The following is a 17,985-nucleotide window of genomic DNA, read 5'->3' on the forward strand; positions in this document are numbered from 1 at the left end:
CGATCCTCGCCACGTGGCATCGCGTCATCCTGCCGCGACCGGCGAGCGACGTGGCGGCGGGGCGTGTCGCGACGAGCGATGTGGAGCGACTCTCGGGGGCCAGTGATGTCGAGGGGGGCCGCGACGTTCCGCCAGCCGCAACGCCGTCGTTCTTCTCGGTCTTCGCGTCCTTCTTCCAGCGCCCGGGGATCACGTCGATCCTCGCCTTCCTCCTGTTGTACCGCTTTGCCGAGGCGCAGCTCGTGAAGCTGGTGACCCCCTTCCTGCTCGACGCGCGAGCCGACGGCGGGCTGGGGCTCACCACGAGCGAGGTCGGCGTGGCCTACGGGACGTTCGGCGTGCTCGCGCTCACCGGCGGCGGATTGTTTGGCGGGTGGCTTGCCTCACGCCACGGGCTCAAGCGCCTGCTCTGGCTCTTCGTGGTCGCCATCCACCTCCCCGACCTGATCTTTGTCTGGCTCGCGTATGCGCAGCCGGCGTCGCTCACGGTCATCTCGGTGGCCGTGGCGGTGGAGCAGTTCGGCTACGGGTTCGGCTTCACGGCGTACATCCTGTTCATGATGATGGTGTCGCGCGGGGCGCAGCAAACGGCGCATTACGCCATCTGCACCGGCTTCATGGCGTTAGGGATGATGCTCCCCGGAATGTTCGCCGGCGCGCTGCAGGAGCGGCTGGGCTACCAGCACTTCTTCCTGTGGGTGATGCTGTCCACGGTGCCGGGGTTCGCGGTAGCGGCGTGGGTGCGGGTGGAGGAAGGGTTCGGGCGGAGAAGCTAGAAGCGCGGGAATCGCTGGAAGAGCTGGACGGGGGGAAAGCTTGCCCCAGCGAAGGCCGGGGGGAGACGGGAGTGCGCGCCTTGGCGTCGTCCAGCAGCTTGGTCCTTTGCGCCGAGTCGACGAGGAGACCATTGAGGACCACCGCGTGGATCCTCTCCGTGTTCGCGATGTTCTCGAGCGGGTTGGCATCGAGGACGACCAGGTCGGCGAGCTTCCCCGCCTGCACCGTCCCTAACGAGTCGGTGGCGTTGAGGTAGCGCGCCGGGTTGAGCGTGGCGGCCTGCAACGCCTCACGCGGTGTGAAGCCGGCAGCCACGAGGTTGCGCAGCTCTTCGTGCAACGAGAAGCCGGGGAAGATGTACGGATTGGACAGGTCGGTCCCAGCCAGGAACTGCACCCCCGCCTTGTGCAGCAACGTCACGATCTTCTGCTGCTCGGCGAACACTTCCTTCCGCACCGCCCAGTCCTGCGCGGTCATCATGCGGAAGCGGAAGTCGTTCTTCGGATTCCACCCGGCGGTGAAGAAACGCGGCACGTACGCCATGCGCGGGTCGGCGGCGAGCGTGCTGTCGTCGAGATAGGCAATCGAGCGCAGCACCGTCATGGTCGGGACCATCCACGTCCCGTTCTTCCTCAGGCGTTCGGCGAGTGCGCGACAGCGTGCTTCATCGAACGTGTCGACGATGCGGCGCGACTGCACCCGGGCAACGACGCCCGCCGAGTCCCACCCCTTGGGCGACGCCTGCGCCGCGGCGTAGTCGGCGCGCATCGCCTCCTCGTCGCGGGAGCAGGCGTTCACGATCATCTGCAGGTGCTCGATGCTCTTCATCCCCCGGTCCGACGCCTCGCCGACGCTCACGAGTGACGGGACGTGGCCGGCGAAGGGGAGTCCGCGCGCCGTTGCCTGCGCCGCGGCCGCGCGAAACTCGTCAGGCGAGAGGCGCGAATACACCTTGATGAAGGCGGCGCCGCCAGCCGCAAGAGAGTCGACCATGCGGCGCGCCTCGGCGGCATCCTTCACGCCGGTCGAACCGGGCCAGATGGCCGGCGCCCCATCGAGGATGTGTCCAGGGCCAACCAGGCGCGGCGTCACGAGTTCCCCGCGCGCGCCCTGCGCACGCGCCGAATCATACCACGCGAAACGCCCCCACATGTCGCGCACACCCGTCACGCCCATCGCCGCGAGCGGCGGGAGGAAGAGGCGATCGATCATCGGCCCGACCGCGTGCACGTGCATGTCCCACAATCCCGGAATGACGAACCTTCCCGAGGCGTCCACGACGCGCGCCCCCGACGGCACGTTCGCGCGCGCGTCAGGCGTGACTGCACGAATGCGCGCCCCCTCGATCACGATCGTCTGCCCACTCGTCAGGCGGCCGCTGGCGACGTCGATCACCGTCGCGTGCCGGATGGCGACGGCCGTTGCGGCGCGAGCGGGTTGCTGCGCCCATGAGATGGTGCTTGCCGACGCGAGCGCAAGGGCGAGTGCAACGCCACGAGTCACGTGCATGCCGTTCAACCTGGTCATGAGCCCTATCTGATGAGGTACCATGCCTCCTGCCTCGGCCTGAAGAACTCCCATCCCGCGTCTGTGAGGTGCGCATCGTCCTCGAACATCACGAAGACGTCCTGCCCGCCCCACTCCGGGACCGCTGTCCGTGTGTTGAGTTCGATCGAGATGTACGACCCCTTTCGCAGCGACTTCCCCGAGGCACCGAGCTCGGGTCGCTGGGCGGAGCGGAAGTCGATGGCCGCGCCCAGCCCGTGCCCCTGGTTGCCGATGGGGTGCGAGTAGATCATCGCCGTGATCCCGCGCCGCTTCATGTCCGCCATCGTCGAGTCGTACACGTCGGCGACGCTGGCGCCTGGGCGCGAGTAGGTCTTCATCATCACGTCCTGCAGCGTATTGGAGTTGCGCATCGCCGCCTTGAGCCCGGCGGGGGCGTCGCGTTCGCCCGGCTTGAGGACGTAGGCCATCTTCTGCCAGTCGGTGTCGAAGCCCATCACCGAGAGGCCGAAGTCGAGGTGGACCACGTCGCCGCGGCGGATCACCGTGCTTTCAGGTGCAACGGCGAGGAAACCGCGTGACGATGCCTTTCCCATCCCCTGCCGCTGCACGCGCAGGTCGGGCTGGAACCAGGTGCGCACGCCGGCGGCCCAGAGCGCGTCGTACAGCCAGTTGCGCACGTCGCCCACCGTGGTCTTTCCGGGCACGATGACCTCGTTGGAGAGGGCACGCCGCGCCAGCGACTCCGTCAGCTGCACCGCCTGGCGGTAGTACGGCATCTCTTCGGGAATGCGCGTGTCGAGGTACTCCTCGATGAGGTCGGCCGCGGGGACCACGCGCTGCCCGGCGTCGGGGCCGATGAGCGTCGTGAGGTCGACCCAGCTGTCGTGCGTGAGCGAGCGCGTGACGCCGCGCTTGCCGCCCGCGCCTAACGCAATGCGCCGGGGATCGTATTGCCTGACCAGCTCGGGGAGGACGGCGGTGATCGGCCGCGGCTCGTCCGGCGACTCGAACCAGCGCTTGAGGTTGTCCTCGGAGTAGCCGGTGACGGCAATGCGGCGCAGCGCCGTGCCGCCGGTGTCGACGAAGATGAAGAAGTCGCGGTTGCCGGTGTACGGGCGCGGCGGCGCGACGAACTCGGCGAGCGGGTCGTTGTGGAACTCCTCGTTGACGACGATCCACATCCCGATCCCGCGCTTTCGCATCATGTCGAGCAGGAGGCGGTGGCGCGTGTCGAGCCACGACTCGCGAATGCGAATCTGCTCCGACCACGAGGGGAGCGCGGAAGCGGCGGGGTCGCGGCGCACGTTCACGGTACGGCGGAGCGGCGCATCAGCGTTTTGCGCGGCAGCGGGCGCGGCGTCGAGTATGCCAAGGAGCGTCAGGGCGAGAAGACCAACCGGGAGGCGTTGCATGTGACGGGCGCGGCGGTGGGCGATGAGCGGGAGCCTACGCAAGGATAACGCTGCACTTTCGAACGACCGACTGCAGATGCTAGCACCTCGGCTACTCAACGGAAAGTCGCCGCGACCCTCGCAGTCGGCACGGCTCAAGCGCTTGCGCCGGCGACGTGATCGAACGCGCCCCGCGCGCGAGTCGAAATGATGACACACGCGAAATTCCGGTACGCGTGCGCGGAGCGCCGAGCGTTAGGCTCCCCGTTGAAACTGCTTGCGAGGCTCGGCGCGTGTGGGGTATGGTATGGTCATGCCGATGGCGGCGGAGTGGACGGCGGAACGGGCGCGGGCGCTCCCTGACGACGGGAAGCGCTACGAGGTGCTCGACGGGGTGCTGGCGGTGACGCCAGCGCCCGGCTGGAAGCACCAACACGTGGTCTTCGCCTTGGCGCGCCAACTGGACGCGTACCTGCGCGTGAATCGTCTCGGGCGGGCGATCATGGCGCCGGCCGATGTCGAGTTCTCGCCGACGCGGCTTCTGGAGCCAGACGTCTTCGCTATTCGCGACGTGCTTGGACGTCCCGCCATGGACTTTGGAGAAGTGCGCCACCTCCTCCTCGCCGCCGAAGTCCTCTCCCCCGGCACGGCGCGCCACGACCGCATCACCAAACGTCGCATCTACATCGAAGAGGGGGTCGGCGAATACTGGATCGTGGACGCCGACGCGCGCACCATCGAGCGCTGGCGCCCGGGTCAGGACCGCCCCGAGATGATCGACGCGACGCTGCGCTGGGAGCCGGCGCCAAGCGTCCCACCACTCGATCTCGATGTCGAGGCGCTGTTCGCGGAGGCGCTGGACACGTAACTGCGGACGGGGGACGGGGGACGGGGGACGGGAGTTGGGCGGTGCACGGGAGGGAGCGCTGTTTCATTGATTGACGCTCGACTGCTCGTCCCTATGTTGGCGGGAGACTTCCTCCACTTCCCGCCATGACTCTCATCCGTCCGTTCTCCCGTCCGCTGGGGCGCCTAGTCGCCGCAGGTGCTGCCGTCGCGCTCAGCCTTCCTACCGCCGCCAAGGCGCAGAAGGGAAAGCCGGACGCGGCCGCCCCCATCATTTCCGCGCTCGACGCGAAGTTCGACCACTACGCTTCCATCGCCAAGCAGATCTGGGGCTTCGCCGAGGTCGGGTATCAGGAGGAGAAGTCGAGCGCCCTGCTCCAGAAGGAGCTCAAGGACGCCGGCTTCGCCGTTGAGGCGGGAGTGGTGGGCGAGCCCACCGGCTTCATCGCCAACTACGGGAGCGGGAAGCCGGTCATTGCCATCGTCGGCGAGTTCGACGCGCTTCCCGGACTCTCGCAGGAGGCGTCGCCGTTCAAGAAGGCGATCAGCGACGGCGGGCCCGGGCACGGCTGCGGGCACCACCTCTTCGGCACCGCCTCGACTGCCGCTGCGATCGCGGTGAAGGAATGGATGGTCGCGAACAAGATCCCGGGAACGTTGCGCTTCTACGGGACGCCCGCCGAGGAAGGGGGGAGCGGCAAGGTGTACATGGTGCGCGCCGGGCTGTTCAAGGATGTCGACGCCGTGGTGTCGTGGCACCCGGGCGATCGCAACGTCGCCGACGCTAACAGCACGCTCGCCAACATCTCGGCCAAGTTCCGTTTTCGCGGCATCTCGGCCCACGCGGCGGGGGCGCCGGAGAAGGGGCGCTCGGCGCTCGATGGCGTGGAGGCGATGACGCACATGGTGAACATGATGCGCGAGCACGTCCCGCAGGACACGCGCATCCACTATGTCATCACGAATGGCGGGAAGGCGCCGAACGTGGTCCCGGACTTCGCCGAGCTGTTCATCTACGCGCGGCAGAGCGACATGCGCGTCCTCGACCAGATCTGGCAGTGGATGATCAACGCGTCGAAGGGGGCGGCGATGGGGACGATGACGACGGTGGAGCATGAGACCATCGGCGCCGTGTACAACGTGCTGCCCAACGAGGTGCTGACCCGGGTGCAGCAGAAGAACCTCGAGCGCGTGGGTGGCGTGCAGTACACAGCCGAAGACCGCGCCTTCGCGACCGAGTTGCAGAAGTCGCTCCAGGGCCCGGTGCCGCCTATCGACGACGCGGGGAAGGTCTTCCCCTTCACGGGCGGGAGCGTCGATCCGGCGAGCACCGACATGGGCGACGTGTCGTGGGCAGTGCCAACGGTGCAACTGAGCGCCGCCACCTGGGTTCCGGGGACGCCGGCGCATTCGTGGCAGGCCGTTGCGGCTGGCGGAACGCCGATCGGGGCCAAGGGAATGCTCGTCGCGGCAAAGACGATGTCGCTTACGGCGATCGACCTGTTCAAGGACCCGTCGCTCATCGTGAAGGCCAAGGCCGAGTTCGACCAGCGCCGCGGCCCCAACTTCGTGTACAGCACGCGGCTGGATCGGGAAAAGCCGGCGCTGGATTACAGGAAGTAGGGGGGCGGGGGACGGGAGAAAGCTTGCCCCAGCGAAGGCTGCGGGGAGACGGGATAAGAGACTTGCCTGTTCGCTTTGGTATCGATCGCGTGGTCGCCGACCCTTCGCTGATTGCGGAGGCGCTCGACGCATCGCGCGCTGAGCTGGCGACGCGCGGGTTGCGCGAGCCGCGCCTGACGCGCGCGCCTCGCGTGGGGTTGGTGACGAACGAGGCGGCGCGACTGGCGGATGACGCGGAGCGGCGGTCGCGCCTGGCGCTGCGTGATGCGGGGGTGGCGTTGGTGCGACTCTTCTCGCCCGAGCACGGGTTGAGCGCGCAGGGCGACGACGGTGCGCCAATGCTCGATGGCATCGATGCGGCGACGGGGCTACCGATCGTCTCGCTGTATGGGGAGCGCTTCGCCCCGCCTGACGAGTCGCTGGCCGATCTCGACGTCGTCCTCTTCGACATACCGGATGTTGGGGCGCGATTCTACACCTATACGTGGACGCTCTCGCACGTGCTGGAAGCGTGCGCACGCACGGGAACGCCGCTGGTGGTCCTCGACCGGCCGAACCCGTTAGGCGGTGAGCTGGCGAGCGCCGAGGGACCGCTGCTCGACGAGGCGACGTGCGCGTCGTTCGTGGGGCGCTGGGCGATCCCGGTGCGGCACTCACTCACACTGGGCGAACTGGCCAACTCCTGGCAGCAGACGCGCGTTCGAGACGCGCGCGTCGGCGTCGTGACGTGCGAGGGGTGGCGCCGCGACATGTCCTGGCCCGCGTGCGGGCTCCCCTGGGTCGCCACGTCGCCGGCGATGCCATCATTCGACTCGGCGCGGCTCTACCCCGGACTCTGCCTGTTCGAGGGGACCAACCTGAGCGTGGGACGCGGGACTTCGACGCCGTTCCAACTCGTCGCCGCGCCGTGGTTGCAGCCGGAGGTGGTCATCGAGGCGCTGGAAGGTGAACTGCCGCCCGGCGTTCGGCTGCGCAGCGCGCGCGTCGTCCCCGGTCAACCGCCGCATGCGGGAACGGCGTGTAACGCGCTTCGTGTCGAGCCGGTCGATCGCGATGCGGCGGCCGCCATCCGCCCCGTGGCCGTCGCGTTGCAGCTGATGGCGGCCATCGCCCGCACGCATCGCGACGCGTTCGCGTGGGCGACCTACCCCACCGCCGCCAACCCCACCGGGGGCGATCACTTCGCGCGGCTGGCAGGAACGCGTCGCATCGCCCCGCTCATCGACACCCCCTCGCTCACCGTCACGCGCGCGATGCTCGAGGAGTGGACCGCAACCGGTGATTGGACCGCACGCGTGACGTCGGCGCTGCTCTACAGCTGACACCGTCGCCCTCCCGACGCGCGTCGGGGCTCCCAACCCCCCCCAGCCTTTACTGGGGCAAGCTTTCTCCCGTCTCCCGTCTCCCCGCCGCCTTCGCCGCCTTCCGCCTGCTGCTGCGCGGGTGGGAGGACCGCCACCGCGCCGACCATGTGGCAGTAGTAGTTGTTGTTCCAGCTGGGCGCGGGGTTGTCAGCGTTCGCCCGTCCGCTATCGCACTGCTCCCGGCGCCCCCGCCAGTCCCGCCTTCGCCGGACACTCCGCCAGCCGCAACGGCTGCTCCCCCCCTTCGCTGGTGAAGACAAGTCGTGCCGCGCCGCGCGCGATGACCGCGATTCCCACCCCCTCACCCTGGCGCTCCTCGAGCTGCTGCACGTCGCACAACGCCCCCGCCGCGCCACGGCGCGGAAGCCCGGTCGCCGAGTCCACGGGCCAGAGAGCGACCCACTCGTACGTACGCACGGCAAGCCAGGCACCGTCCGCCGAGAGCGCCGCATCGGTGACCATGCGCTTCCGGGCGCCGCCGGCGAACTCGGGGAGGGAGTCGACCAACGTCGCCGTGACCGGCGAGGCACGCATCCACGCCGACGGCGCCACGCGATAGAGACGCGGGCGCACGTCATCCATCCCCAGCAAGCGGCCGTTGGCCTTGGGAATCAGCACCACCGCCCCATCGTTGGCCACGTACATCGCCTCGGTGTTGTGCGCGCGGTCGGAATAGCGTACGGAGAGTGCCTCGGCGTCGACCACTCCGCGCGAGCTGCCGGGCAGCGGTTCGCGCAATCGGTACAGCGTGACGGTGGGGCGACGCTGCGCGTTGTCGCCCACGTCGCCGATATACAGGCAGCTCGCGCCAACAGCCGCCCCGCCGCCAGCCGCAACGCCCGCTGCACCACCGCCACCAGCCGCACCACCAGCCGCACCACCAGCCGCACCACCGGTCGCACCACCGCCCGCACCGCCCGCCGCAGCGCCTGGACGCTGCGTGCCGCACGGACCAACCGCGAGCGCTTCCCAATCCACGTTGCGCGCGCCGCGTACCGTCCAGCGTCCGCGCAATGCTCCCGTCGTGTCGAAGGCGAAGATCACCGGCTCGTTCCCGGAGTCGTTCATCGTGTAGAAGACGCCGGCCACTGCGCGACTCATCGCCGCCGCCGACCGCTCATCGACGACGCCACGCTCGGCGAGCGGTACCACGCGGATCCCTGACGCCGCGGTTGCTGAAGCTCGTGCGACGCGCTCGGCCTCCCGCGCTTCCTCCCGGGCTGCCTTGCGTTGCTCGCGGTCGCGGCGCCTGTCCTGGCCAGTGGCGCGCCCCCGCAGCAGTCGCTGCTCCCCATCGTTTGCCTCGCGACCGCTCAGACGCGTGTCGCACGACGCAACCAACGCCGAACCGGCAAGCGCCAGCGCGGCCGCGAGCCGTGGCGCGCGCAACATGGCGCGGGCAAGCGACCATGGCGTCGACGGTCGCGGCTGCGGGCGAACGGCTCGTTCAGTCACGGCGAGATAGGGACGAGAAGGGGATGACGTCGGCGTCAGGATGCCGGCGTGTCATCCTCATACACCGCTCCGCCCTCGCGGACCGGCGAATCGAGCGCGACTTCATCCCGACGCAGGAGATAGATGACCGTCGGCTCGGCCACACCATGCTTGGATTGCCCGAGCCCCAGCGCCTCACGCTGGTCGAGTCGCACGAACCCCATGCGCTCGGCAAGGCGAATGGCACGTGCGTTATGCGGATTGCACCGCAGCGAGACCGCCGACATCCCGCGTCGGAAGAACGCCTCGTGACAAAGTGCCGTCGTCACCTCGCTCGCCAAGCCAAGCCCCTGGACGTCGGCGCAGAGCCAGCACCCGACTTCGAGCGTATCATCTCGCCCCGTGGCATGCAGGCCGGCGCCTCCCACGATGACCTGTTCATCGGCGGTGAGCAGGGCAAACGGCCAATCGCGGTCGAGATCGAAGTCGCGCGCGCATCGGTCGAGGCGCAGAACGTGCTCGGCCTGCGGTGCCGGTTCGTCGCGCGCCCAACTGAACCAGCGTTGCAGGTGCTCCAGGTTCGATTCGATCGCCGCCGCAAGTCCGTCGGCGTCGGCGGTGGACCAGCGGCGAATGACCAGGCGAGGTGTTCGAAGGCGAACCGCGTGCGACACGGCAAACGACGATGGGGGAGCGCCGAGTGGAACTATGGGAATGCGTTGACCGCTCGAGGTGAACGCCACCACTGCTTGACGTCCATCTGTGCCGGGCGAGTTTGTAGGGAGGATACGCCGCCGGCAAGCCATCGCGTCACCCCATGGTGCAAGTGTCGCAGATCCCCGCTCGTGCTCGACCGTCCCCCCTGGCCGTAGCCGCACGCTTCAGTGCGCTGCTGGCCGCTGCGTGCGCGGGAAACGGCCACGAGCTGGCACCGCGCTACTCGGGTGATCCCGCTGACTACACATGGCAGCTCCCCGATGGGTGGCCCACGCCGACCGTCCCAGCCGACAACCCGATGTCACCGGCCAAGGTCGAGCTCGGGCGCCGTCTCTTCTACGACGTACGCCTGTCGGGAAACGCGATTTCGGGATGCTCGGCGTGTCATCGCCAGGAGTTCGGCTTTGCCGATGCGCGCAACCGATCGATTGGCACCACGGGCGAGCCGCATCCGCGCAATTCCCCAAGCGTCGCCAACGTCGGCTACTTCCGCGTCTTCACCTGGACCGATCCCGTCACGCCGGATCTCGAGCACCAGGCGCTCGTCCCGATGTTCGGCGACCGTCCGGTGGAACTCGGTCTCAAGGGAATGGAGACGCAGCTGCTCGACCGACTGCGCGCCGAGCCGTTGTATCGCGAGCTGTTTCCGCTCTCGTTCCCGGGGAGTGGTGATCCGTTCACCGTGTCCAACGTGACGCGGGCGCTGGCGGCCTTTCAGCGTTCGATGGTGACCGGCACTGCGCCATACGATCGCGAGCTGCGCGGCGAACGCGGGGCGATGAGCGCGTCAGCGCTGCGCGGGCAACAGCTCTTCTTCTCCAGCGCGCTCAAGTGCAGCGAGTGTCACTGGGGCCCGCTCTTCACCAGCGCTTCGTCGTTCAATCCCGACGGCACCGCGCACCCGGTCTTCGCCAACAACGGGCTATACAACCTCGATGGTGCCGGCGCCTATCCGGCCGACAATCGCGGACTCTTCGATCGCACGGGAAAGGCGGAGGACATGGGGAAGTTCCGTGTTCCCTCGCTGCGCAACCTCACCTTCACCTTTCCCTACATGCACGATGGGAGCGTAGGGTCGCTGGAGGACGTAGTCGATAACTACGCGCGCGGCGGGCGCCTGATCGCCAGCGGCCCGCTTGCCGGCGACGGGAGCCGGAGTCCGTTCAAGGACGCGCGACTCCAGGGCTTCACGCTCACAGCGCAGGAAAAGCTCGACCTCGTGGCGTTCCTGCGTTCGCTGAGCGACTCGGCGCTGGTGAAGGAGGCGCGGTTCTCGAATCCGTGGGCACTTAAATAGAAGACGAGAGGCCTGCCCCAGCGAAAGCTGGGGACGAGAGGACGAGGGCGCGGGGGCTCCGGCGCCCTCTCGTCATCCAGACTTCGCGCGTTGGGAGGGCTAGCGCTCTCCCCCGGGGGGGCGGCGCTGGCCTTGCCCACCGGGGCCAAACTGCGGATTGCGCACGCGCTCCGGCACCTTCTCCCACTGCTCGGGGGTCAGGATCGCCTGCACTTCCTTGAGCGCGGCGGCGCGATCCTTCTGTGCCGCTTCCATCTTCGGGCGGATCTTCCCGAACAACGCCCCCATGTCGGGGTTGGCGCCGGCGTCCTTCAGCATCTTCTGGAACTCGTCGCCCAGCACCTTGTTCCTGGCCGCGAGCGAGTCGCTGAGCGGCTGCAACTTCGTCACCTGCTCTGCCGTGAGGGCAATCGAGTCCTTGAGGGCGAGGACCTGCTGCACCGGGTTAGCGTTGGCGCCCCCCATCCCGAAGCCACCACCAAAGCCGCCGGGGCCACCGCCCTGTCCACCGGGGCCACCGGGGCCGCCAAAGCCGCCCGGGCCCCGCTGCCCCTGCCCCCCCGCTCCTCCCTGTCCGCCAATCATCCCGCGAATCATGTCGCGGAAGCGATCGGGGCCCACGGTGTAGCGCGCCTGGATGCCGAGCTGGAAGGGAACCTTGATCCCGTTCTGGCCGGCGCGGTTGGCGCCGAAGCGCTCGTTGACCTGGTACTTGTACGACTGCGTGCTGGCATCGAAGCCGCGCACGTAGAGGAGCGTGTTGTCGGTCCCGCGGAACTGCCCCCACCCACGCAGGTTGTCGCCGTGCAGGAGCTGGTCCAGCCCGCCTAACGCATTCACGGTCATCACCGAGATGGCAAGGCGCCGGTTGAGCCCCATGAAGTTCGGGCGCCAGTTGAGCTGCAGGTCGAGCGACGGCTGCCAGGGCCCGCGGCACGAGTTGCGCCCGGCGATCCCGCCGAGCTGCGATTCGAGGCACGACTTGACCGCGTCAGGGGCGTTGTCCAGCAGGTGCTGGATCCCCTCGGCGACCGCCACGTCGCTGGTTGTCGCCGGGTTGAAGAGGAAGGCCCGGTCGTTGCGCGAGCCGTCGCCGTTGATGTCGGCGCCGACCATCGGCGTGAACGGAGAGCCCGAGCTCAGGCGACCGAAGGCCGTGACCTCGAGCGCCTGACTGAACGGATACGTCACCGTTCCAACGATGGTGTGCCGGCGGTCGAAATCGCTCGGCGCCCACTCGCGGATGTTCGGGTTCCCTGCCGTGGTCGGTGAACCGAACGAGCCGCCACCGCCGCCGAAGCCGCCGAACGCCCCGCCGCCGCCCATCCCCGTCGCCCCCTGATCGATGGTCTGCGCCCAGGTGTACGAGAAGTTGAGCACCGCACCTTGCGAGGTGATCCCGCCCATCGACAGCGTGACCTGCTTCGAATCGCTGGAGAGGTCGGAGCCGGTGGCGAGCACCTGGCCAAAGGCGCCGTTGTTGCGCGAGCCAAGGACCGAGACTGCGCCGGTCACCGGCACGATGGTCGAGGCGTCAACGAAGACCGGGCGCCCTCCCTCGCCGGCGAGCCCAAACTGCGGCGTGCTGCGCAGGTTCACGTCGGTGTAGCCGGTCAGCGCCACGCCGCGCGCGTACTGGAAGTCGAGGTTGATGTTGTAGCGTTGCCGGAAGCGATGCTGCACGCCGAACGACGAGCGCACCGAACGCGCGGCCGAGAAGTCGTTGTCGAACACCGTGACGTTGGGGCTCGTGGTCGGGAGGACCTGGTTGCCCCCGTCGAGGCACGACGTGGGGGACGACGCGGGGTCCTGCGCGTAGAGGTTCCAGTTGGGGATCGGGACGCCCGAGCCTATGCAGACGAGCTGCGACTCGTTGTCCGGGAGCCCGGTGGCACCGGCGGCAGATGCGACGAGCCCGATGGAGGGCGACGAGCGGAACTCGCCCACGCCGCCGCGGAGCACCCACGTGGGCGGGGCAAAGCGCCCCTGCTCCGGCATCCCTAACGAGTAGGTGAAGCCCGCGCGCGGAGACAGGCGGAACTCGGTGGGGACCTTGTCGGTGCGGAACCCGAAGGCCTGCTCCACGACCGGATTGTAGGCCGGTGTGCGGCCAAAGTACGACCCCTCGGCGCGCGCCCCCATCGTGAGCTGCAACGCACGGTTCACCCGCCACGTGTCGCCAAGGTAGACGGCCGCGTTGGCGCCGGCCCCTTCGCGCAGGCGCGGCGTGAGGGTGCGCGTGTACATCGCCGCGCGCCCCGCCTCGAAGTCGGCCAGCGAGTTGAAGGTGAACGTCCCCCAGCGGTTGCTGGTCACGTCACGCTCGAACGACTGCAGGTTGAACAGCCCGCCCAGCTTGAAGCGGTGCGCCCCGCCCTCGGAGAGCCAGGAGGTCTCGTTCGTCGCCTCGAAGGCGTTGGTGCGCCCGGCCTGCGGAAGCCCGGTGTTGCCGCCGAAGGTGAGCGTCGAGATACCGGTCTCGCCGTTGTCCAGCTCCGAGCTCACCTGCACGCGCCCGAACGGGAGGGTGAGGAATGGCTCGCCCGCGTTCTTGTTCACCGAGCCATACAGCTTGAGCTCGTTGAGAAAGCGCCCGCCGATGTTGGACGTAAGCGTCGCCGCGAGGCCGCCACCCCAGTTGCGCGTGTCGCCGCCGGTTTGCGGGAGCGAGAGGGTGCTGATGCGCGTGGGGTCGGAGTTGCTGTAGGAATAGTCGCCGCGAATGGAGAGCGACTGCCCACCCTCGGTGAGATAGTCGACGCGCAGAATCCCGGAGAGGTTGTCGCCCGTGCGGTCGTTGGCGAGGATCCCGCGCGGCGAGATCCCGGCCGCCTGCGCCAGGGAGAAGAAGCGCGCAACCGAGTCCGGGGCGACGCCGAAGCGCTCGAGCGTCGCGGCGTCGGCGTTGCCGAGGTTGGGGACGATATCCTCGCGCCGCCGCAGCTGCAGCGCCGTGAAGTAGAAGAGCTTGTCCTTGATGACGTGCGAGCCGAAGCCGCCGGAGAACTGGTTCTGCGTGTAACCCTGCGAGAGCGGCGAGCTGTCCTCGCCTTCCACAGCGAGACTCCGGTCGCGTAGCGAGTAGGTGAAGTTCCCCTGCGGGGTGTTGGTCCCGCTGCGAGTGGTGGAGGCGATCTGTCCGCCGGAGAACTGGCCGCGGGCCACGTCGTATCCGGAGGTGATGACGCGCGAGTTGCGCACCGCCTCCTGGGGGACCTGCGACGACCCGAAGGAGAGTCCGTCGAGCGTGATATTGTTGGCGGTCGGCGCCTGGCCGGCGACGGAGAAGCCGGCCCCCGACGTGTCGGAGCCTGTGATGCTCACGACCCCCGGGGCGGTGAGCGCCAGCTGCGTGAGGTCCGAGGCGTCGATGGGGAGGCGGGCCGCCTGGTCGGCGTTGAGCGCGCGCTCGACTGACCCAGGGGCGGGGCGGTCGCCCTCTCGCGGCACGTTCTGGCGCGCCTGGACGGTGACGGCCGCGAGGACGGTGGGGTTGGTGGTCAGCTTGATGTTGACCACGAGCCGGTCCTCGTCGGCATGCCTGGCGACCGTCACTGTCGCGGGAGCAAGGCCGAGTGACCTTGCGATGACGCGATACTGTCCGCCGCCGTCGGGAAAGAGGACGGTGAACTTGCCCTGCGCGTTGGTGCGGGCGCGGCGGGTGACGTTCGTCTCGATCGACATCACCTCGATGTTTGCACCTTCCAGCGGGGCATTCGTCTCGGCCCGGATAACGGTGCCGGTGATGATGTCGGTGGTGGCGCCCATCTGGGCGCGGGCGGTGGACGGAGCGAGTGCGAGTGTGGTGGCGAAACCAGCGAAAACCGCAGCGATAGCGATCAACGCCCGGCGCACGCCGAGCGCGCTCTGCGGGACGGACAGATTGTGCACGAGAAAACCCTCGGGATGAACATCTCTGGGGACCTCGGTTGGACCACCGGGGTCGGCGGTTGTTAACGGTCGGCGCGGAATCGGCGCTGTCGAATTGCCGTCCTTCCTCCGCTAAGCTTCTGCAGGGAACGGCGTTGGATCACCACCCCCGCGCGACCGTCGTGCTCTCCGAGTTTCTCACGTATTTCCGCCTGGGGGTCGGCCATATCGCCGACCTCAAGGGCTACGACCACATCCTCTTCATAGTGGCGCTGACCGCCGGCTACGCACCGCGCGACTGGCGGCGCCTGCTCTGGCTCGTCACCGCCTTCACCATCGGCCACTCCGCCACCCTGGCGCTGGCCACGCTCGACCTGGTCCGCGTCCGCGCCCCGCTCATCGAGTTCCTGATCCCGGTCACCATCGTGGTGACGGCGGGGTACTCGTTGCTCTCGCGGCGGCGAGCCGAGTCATCGGGCGAGCCGTATCGCCCCGAACGTCATGCGCTCCTGTACGCGCTTGCGGGGACTTTCGGGCTGATTCACGGGCTCGGCTTCTCCAACTTCCTGCGCGCGGTGTTGGGGGGAGAGGAGTCGATCGTCCTCCCGCTCTTCGCCTTCAACGTCGGGTTGGAAGTCGGGCAACTGGCCATCGTCGCCTGCGTGCTGCTGGCCGGTGCGGCGGTGTGCGAAATCGCCGGACTCTCGCGCCGGCGATGGGCAGCCGCATTGTCGCTCGTGATCGTCCTCGCCAGCCTCCGAATGATCGTCGAACGTTACCCCGGAATGTGAGCGTGCCTGTGACTCCTCTCGTCTTCTCGTCTTCCCGTCTTCTCGTCTTCTGGTCCCTGGCGTTCCTCGCCACATCGGCGCACGCGCAGAACTGGGTGAACGCCAGGGACCGAAAGACCAACCAGAGTTCGTTCCGCGCCATCGACGAGTGGCCCGATCCTAACGAGTACCGCAACGCGGCGGGGGCGCCGGGGCCAAAGTACTGGCAGCAGCGCGTCGACTACGCCATCAAGGCCACGCTCGACACGGTGGCGCACAGCGTGACGGGGAGCGAACGCGTCACGTACCACAACAACTCCCCCGACCAGCTCTCGTACGTCTGGTTCCAGCTCGACCAGAACATCGAGAAGCCGGATTCGCGCGCCGCCCTGGTGGAGCAGGCGCTCCCGACACGCATCCCCGAGCAGGCGCGGCGCTTCCTGGCGCCGGAGGAGTTCGACGGCGGCTACAACCTCACGCGCGTGCAGGTGGTCGATGCCAAGGGGGTGAGGCGCGACGCCCGCTACGTGATCAACGGGACGGTGATGAAGGTGCACCTGGCGGCACCGATCGCGACCGGGCAGTCGGCGGTGATCGAGATCGCCTGGAACAACCGGATCCCCGAGGGTGGGCGCAACGGGCGCGGCGCCAAGGAGCTGGTAAAGGACGGCTGGCTCTACGAACTGGCGCAGTGGTTCCCGCGCGCCTCGGTGTACGACGACGTGAACGGGTGGGCCACCGACCAGTTCCTGGGGCAGGGCGAGTTCTACCTCAACTTTGGCAACTACGACGTCGAGCTCACCGTTCCGCGCAACCACATCGTCAACGCCACGGGAGTGCTCACCAATCCGGCGCAGGTCCTCACCGTGTCGCAGCAGCAACGGCTGGCCAGGGCGTGGACGAGCGACACGCCGGTCTTCATCGTTGCGCCTGACGAGGTGATGAAGCCCGAGGCGCGCCCAGCGGGGTCGGCGCCGCTCACATGGAAGTTCCGCGCCGAGAACGTGCGCGACTTTGCGTGGGTGTCGAGCAAGGCGTACGTATGGGACGCGATGGGCTTCAGGTACCGTCCCACCGACAAGCCCATCGAGCTGCACTCGCTCTATCCGCGCGACGCCATGCCGCTGTGGGACTCCGTCAGCACCAAGGCCATCGCGCAGACCATGAGGACGTACGGGCGGATGTCGTTCGAGTACCCGTACCCCAAGGCGGTCAACGTGCACGGCCCGGTCTTCGGGATGGAGTACCCGATGATCGCCTTCTGCGGTGCGCGCCCGGCGGCGGACGGCAAGGTCTCGCCCGGGCTGGCCCGCGCCCTCATCTCGGTCACCATCCACGAGGTGGGACACAACTGGTTCCCGATGATCGTCGCCTCGGACGAACGCAAGTGGACGTGGATGGACGAGGGGATCAACTCCTTCCTGCAGTACTACGCCGAGAAGGACTGGGACCCCGCATATCCCTCGCAGCGCGGGCCGGCGAAGAACATCGTCGGCTACATGAAGCAGGACGCGCAGGTGCCGCTGATGACGGAGTCCAACGACATCCAGGCGCAGTTCGGCAACAACGGCTACTCCAAGCCGGCCGCCGGGCTGGTGATGCTGCGCGAGCAGGTACTGGGCGATTCGTTGTTCGACGAGGCGTTCCGCGAGTACTCGAGGAAGTGGATGTTCAAGCATCCGCAGCCGGCCGACTTCTTCCGCTCCATCGAGGACGGCGCGGGGGAGCAGCTCAACTACTTCTGGCGCGGCTGGTTCTACACCACGTACGCCAACGACCAATCGATCGCGGGAGTGGAGCAGCAGGCCGGCGATTCGTTGTTAGGTCCCAGCAAGGCCGGCGAGACGTATTACCGTGTGAAGATCGAGAACAAGGGAGGGCTCGTGCTTCCGCTGCAGGTCGAGGTGACGTACGACGACGGGACCAAGGCGCTGGTGAAGCTCCCGGCCGACGTCTGGCGCCGCAACGAGCTGTCGTTCACGTACGGCTTCTTCACGAAGAGGAAGGTGACGCAGATCGTGCTCGACCCGAAGGAGGTGCTGGCCGATGTCGATCGGTCGAACAACACGTGGGTGAGGCCGAATACCATTTCGTAGAGGACGAGAAGACGAGAAGACGAGAAGACGAGAAGACGAGAAGACGAGAGGACGAGAGGACGAGAAGACGAGAAGACGAGAAGTCGAGAAGTCGAGAAGTCGAGAAGACGAAAAGTCGAGGGGAGCGTCGTGACGCGCCGAACCCAGCCTCCCACGCCCAGCTTCCCAGCGCAAGCTGGGATCCATTCGTCGTCGCGCTCCACGCCACTAGCCGCATCGGGCGCCGGTGACCGCAACGCGAAAAGCGCGACACGGAGGTCCACGGAGGAGGCACGGAGGAGGCACGGAGGA

11 protein-coding genes are annotated in these 17,985 nt (G+C 68.0%); 6 read left to right on the plus strand and 5 right to left on the minus strand.

The genetic code is table 11. The annotated features are described in order from the left end of the window. Positions 1 to 615: 615 nt before the first annotated feature. Positions 616 to 2,304: an amidohydrolase family protein gene (locus tag IT359_12750; GenBank protein MCC6929842.1), complete on the minus strand. Its 1,689-nt coding sequence runs from the start codon at positions 2,302 to 2,304 to the stop codon at positions 616 to 618. 5 nt (positions 2,305 to 2,309) lie between these two features. Beyond that, positions 2,310 to 3,698: a M24 family metallopeptidase gene (locus tag IT359_12755; protein ID MCC6929843.1), complete on the minus strand. Its 1,389-nt coding sequence runs from the start codon at positions 3,696 to 3,698 to the stop codon at positions 2,310 to 2,312. Positions 3,699 to 3,990: 292 nt separating this feature from the next. Between IT359_12755 and IT359_12760 the strand changes: the two genes are divergently transcribed. From IT359_12760 to IT359_12770, 3 genes are all read left to right on the plus strand, one after another. Beyond that, positions 3,991 to 4,545 (plus strand): Uma2 family endonuclease, encoded by a 555-nt coding sequence (locus tag IT359_12760; GenBank protein MCC6929844.1) that lies wholly within the window; start codon positions 3,991 to 3,993, stop codon positions 4,543 to 4,545. Between the two features lie 125 nt (positions 4,546 to 4,670). Beyond that, positions 4,671 to 6,146 (plus strand): amidohydrolase, encoded by a 1,476-nt coding sequence (locus tag IT359_12765; protein ID MCC6929845.1) that lies wholly within the window; start codon positions 4,671 to 4,673, stop codon positions 6,144 to 6,146. A 62-nt stretch (positions 6,147 to 6,208) separates the two neighbouring features. Then, the gene (locus IT359_12770; protein ID MCC6929846.1) at positions 6,209 to 7,468 is read left to right on the plus strand and encodes a DUF1343 domain-containing protein; all 1,260 of its coding nucleotides are present in this window, start codon (positions 6,209 to 6,211) and stop codon (positions 7,466 to 7,468) included. A 207-nt stretch (positions 7,469 to 7,675) separates the two neighbouring features. Here the strand turns inward: IT359_12770 and IT359_12775 are convergent, their stop codons facing one another. Together IT359_12775 and IT359_12780 are read right to left on the minus strand one after the other, a co-directional pair. Next, positions 7,676 to 8,965: a hypothetical protein gene (locus IT359_12775; GenBank protein ID MCC6929847.1), complete on the minus strand. Its 1,290-nt coding sequence runs from the start codon at positions 8,963 to 8,965 to the stop codon at positions 7,676 to 7,678. A 35-nt stretch (positions 8,966 to 9,000) separates the two neighbouring features. Continuing rightward, positions 9,001 to 9,618, minus strand: coding sequence for a GNAT family N-acetyltransferase (locus tag IT359_12780; GenBank protein MCC6929848.1), 618 nt, complete (start codon positions 9,616 to 9,618; stop codon positions 9,001 to 9,003). 143 nt (positions 9,619 to 9,761) lie between these two features. Between IT359_12780 and IT359_12785 the strand changes: the two genes are divergently transcribed. After that, the gene (locus tag IT359_12785; protein ID MCC6929849.1) at positions 9,762 to 10,958 is read left to right on the plus strand and encodes a di-heme enzyme; all 1,197 of its coding nucleotides are present in this window, start codon (positions 9,762 to 9,764) and stop codon (positions 10,956 to 10,958) included. Positions 10,959 to 11,057: 99 nt separating this feature from the next. Here the strand turns inward: IT359_12785 and IT359_12790 are convergent, their stop codons facing one another. Continuing rightward, positions 11,058 to 14,849, minus strand: coding sequence for a carboxypeptidase regulatory-like domain-containing protein (locus IT359_12790; protein ID MCC6929850.1), 3,792 nt, complete (start codon positions 14,847 to 14,849; stop codon positions 11,058 to 11,060). A gap of 161 nt (positions 14,850 to 15,010) precedes the next feature. Here IT359_12790 and IT359_12795 point away from each other — a divergent pair, with 161 nt between their 5' ends. Together IT359_12795 and IT359_12800 are read left to right on the plus strand one after the other, a co-directional pair. Next, on the plus strand, positions 15,011 to 15,619 hold the full coding sequence (locus IT359_12795; GenBank protein MCC6929851.1) for a HupE/UreJ family protein: 609 nt from the start codon (positions 15,011 to 15,013) through the stop codon (positions 15,617 to 15,619). 2 nt (positions 15,620 to 15,621) lie between these two features. Next, positions 15,622 to 17,694, plus strand: a complete 2,073-nt coding sequence (locus tag IT359_12800; GenBank protein MCC6929852.1) for a M1 family metallopeptidase — start codon at positions 15,622 to 15,624, stop codon at positions 17,692 to 17,694. Positions 17,695 to 17,985: the final 291 nt, after the last annotated feature.

This window comes from Gemmatimonadaceae bacterium (assembly GCA_020852815.1).
GTDB lineage: Bacteria > Gemmatimonadota > Gemmatimonadetes > Gemmatimonadales > Gemmatimonadaceae > SCN-70-22.